The 3,274-nt window shown below is 32.6% G+C and carries 3 protein-coding genes; all 3 read right to left on the minus strand.

Annotation, left to right across the window (positions count from 1 at the left end):
* Positions 1-371: 371 nt before the first annotated feature.
* Positions 372-560 carry a hypothetical protein gene (locus tag GXZ72_06265; protein HHT19146.1) on the minus strand — a complete coding sequence of 63 codons (189 nt, stop codon included), beginning with the start codon at positions 558-560 and terminating at the stop codon, positions 372-374.
* A gap of 599 nt (positions 561-1,159) precedes the next feature.
* Positions 1,160-2,743: a prepilin-type N-terminal cleavage/methylation domain-containing protein gene (locus GXZ72_06270; GenBank protein ID HHT19147.1), complete on the minus strand. Its 1,584-nt coding sequence runs from the start codon at positions 2,741-2,743 to the stop codon at positions 1,160-1,162.
* 326 nt (positions 2,744-3,069) lie between these two features.
* Positions 3,070-3,274, minus strand: a 205-nt coding sequence (locus GXZ72_06275) for a hypothetical protein (GenBank protein HHT19148.1), incomplete at its 5' end; no start/stop codon positions are given.

Below are 3,274 nucleotides of genomic sequence, written 5' to 3' on the forward strand. Positions count from 1 at the left end.
AATAATAAAATTGCCTTAACTTTTTCATCCATCATAATTCACCTTTATGCACCATATTCATCATAATATAATGATACACCACTTTGGTATTATTTTCAATGCAATTAAAAATGATAAGTTGGTAAAGTTTTATGTTACTTACGCACTTTTCAATAACACATTAAAAATAATCCGTTCATATAATTGTTGTTGCAATAAATAACTGTTTGAATGAGAAGAATGCGCAAGCCAAGAATTCCATGATAGAATCGCCCCATTAAAATCAATTACTTTAATATTCTCTAAATATTGTTCATCATAATTAATAGTTTTATCTTTATCAACAATTAATACTTTAAAATCATTTTCCATAAATAAATTCATATATTTTTCTAAACTGTTTTTGGGAAAACCAACTTTAAAACATTTTGATTTAAATTTGAAAGTCTCAAACCAATTTTTTCATTAACCAATAATGCATCGTTGTCTAAGAATATATAAAAGATGCCACTCTTAAACAAATATAATACATCACTCTCCTTTTCTTTTAATTTCAAATAATAACTATATAACTTACTCATAACAACACACTCCTTACAACAAATAAGGGTAGCAAGATTAAAATCTACCACCCCTTAACATAATCCTTGATATTCACCATTTTGCTACTAACCACAGGATTACCATTTATGTGTTTTTCCCAATAAATTAATTATTTATTGAAAAAGGAATTAAATTTCTATGTCATAATGCTTTTAAATATTATCCTTAAATAATAAGTTTTTAGCAAAACATCTAAGTTTAAACAATATAGTCTGCGGACACAAACCCACCTGAGACAGCGAGGCGGAAGCCGTTGTTAGTGTTACTATTACCATTGTTGTTGTTGAAGTTGAAAGCACCAGCATTGGTACCATCGCCGTAGTTGCCGCCGCGATTGAACCAAGGGTTACTCGAATTAACGAAGTTCGCGCTTACAATTTAATCCCTATCATAAAATTATGACCAATTTTTAAATTTTTTTTCACAAAATAAACACTCTATGAAAAGTTATCCACATTTACGCCCCGAAACGGCTATAATGTGCCCGTTTCGGGATTATGCTCCTGTTGAAGTCCACCAGTAACCCTGAGGACTCACCCTTTTTTTTGACGTAACTTCGTGGGAAGGCACTTCGTGCCTATGCGGACACATTCCCACCTGAGACAGCGAGGCGGAAGCCGGTGTAAATGCTACTACCACCACTGTAGTAGCTGAAGTTGAAAGCACCAGCACCGGCACCAGCGCCGTAGTAGTCGCCGCGATAGAACCAAGGGTAACTCGGATAAACGAAGTTCGCGGAATCACTATACCATCTTCTGGTTTCTCCTGTTGCATCTCCTAATTTCCTTCGGTTAATAGCTATTTGATCATTATATGTTGTTCCATATGTATACTTATCTATATACTTCTCCATTCCTGCTCCATCTATTGTGGCTTGAGCAAACCCTGAACCAGATAACATAATAGTAGTGTTTCCACTATTATACATTCCTCCCATTACACGATCATATGCTCCGCCACTCATATCATATATTCCATATACATTACCTGTCGTACTGGCTTGTTGTCCATTACTGGTTGTGTAGTGATATGAACATCCACTTGATGAACCTGGTGATACACTTGTTCCTGCACATCCAGTTATATTACCACTACTTGGATTTTTCCAGATTTCAGCATTCTTTCCGTATTTACTATGACTCAAATATGTTACTGCCCCCCATTCCATATTTTTCATCATATGAGCATCATAAGTTGATGGTAATCCATATGTTACTTGGGTATTAAACTTTTGAGCTGTTGCAAATTGATTACTTACACTTTGACTTCGAAGTGATGCAACACCTGGTTTTACAGTTGGTCTAGTTGCATTCCCTGTTGTTTCAAATTTACCTACCCAAAAACCTGTTAATTCATCACTTCCAAAAGTGAATGCTGGGTGAGTTAACCAAGTTCCATTTGTACTACCCGTTGCTTTTGGGGTATTCTTATCTTCAAATTCTATTTCAATTGTTTGAGCAGACATTACTGTTGCACCTACATTAAATAATTTATATCTATATCTTGGTATCCAAACTAAATAAGCTAATACATCTGCTTCTGTTATTGAAGTTCCTGCCGATGCATTTTTATATGTGTTTCTTGTTGCTTCAGTTACAAGCACTACATTCGCCCATTCTTTTGCATCGTAATCATACCATTTACTATTTATATCTGCCTTTATCCATTTTGAACCATCCCATTTTATCGGGATCATTCCTTCTCCTAAGGATGGTAAAAAGGCATCAGTAGCAATTTTACATTCATCAGTTGTTTTGGTTGTTAAAGTTACTTCACTGTCACTATAACCCTTCTCTACACAATAAGTACCATCATGAAGTGCTAGTGATACTTGACCCTCTTCATTTATTACAATCGTTCCATTCTTAGGTTTATCACCTTTATATTCTAATTTATAATCATCTAGAGTTGATGATTCTTTCCCATTTTCATATGTATATTTTATTTCCCCTGGATTACTATCTTTAATTGTTTTTAGGGCATGATTGTACTCAGCCGCTTTTATTATTCCATATGCTGAATTTTTAAATGATCCTTTTCTTGCATCTTCTATAACATTAATAACAGATGGTACTGCTATGATAGCTACTATTGCTAATATTACAATAACAGCTAATAATTCTATTAATGTGAAACCTGAATTTTCTTTTTTATTCATCATAATTGTTACCTCTTTCTCTAGTATTCTTATTCAAAGAATATCACAGCATGAACTCAAAGTCAATTTTTTAGGGGGGGGGAAAAGTGTAAAGTTGTTTTGATTTATGATGAAATTATACTAGAAGATACCAAATTTTGGTCACTTTGAAGAACCCCTTGAAGAAGGGGGAATATTGTATTGTGCAACAAATATAAAATGAGTAAAATCCTATTTTCTTTAGTTTTACTCACTTTCACTGTCAAACATAGGTTATTTTTATAACTTATAATTAAGTATTTTTGTTTTATATCAAATAAAAAACCTTGAAAAAGGTTTTTGGGTTAATTTTACAAAATTGAGTTAATTATTGTTGTTATAAATGTTATCCATTGATTTTTTATATTTTCTAATAATTCTTGTGTTGTTGCTTCAAACCTCAAAGTTAAGTGAGGGGTGGTGTTAGAAACTCTAATTAAAAACCAATAATTATCTGTTTCAAATCTAATACCATCAATTTCTGAAAATTTATAATTTTTTTGTTTCAAAATATCT

Source organism: Methanobacterium sp. (assembly GCA_012838205.1).
Classification (GTDB): Archaea; Methanobacteriota; Methanobacteria; order Methanobacteriales; family Methanobacteriaceae; genus Methanobacterium.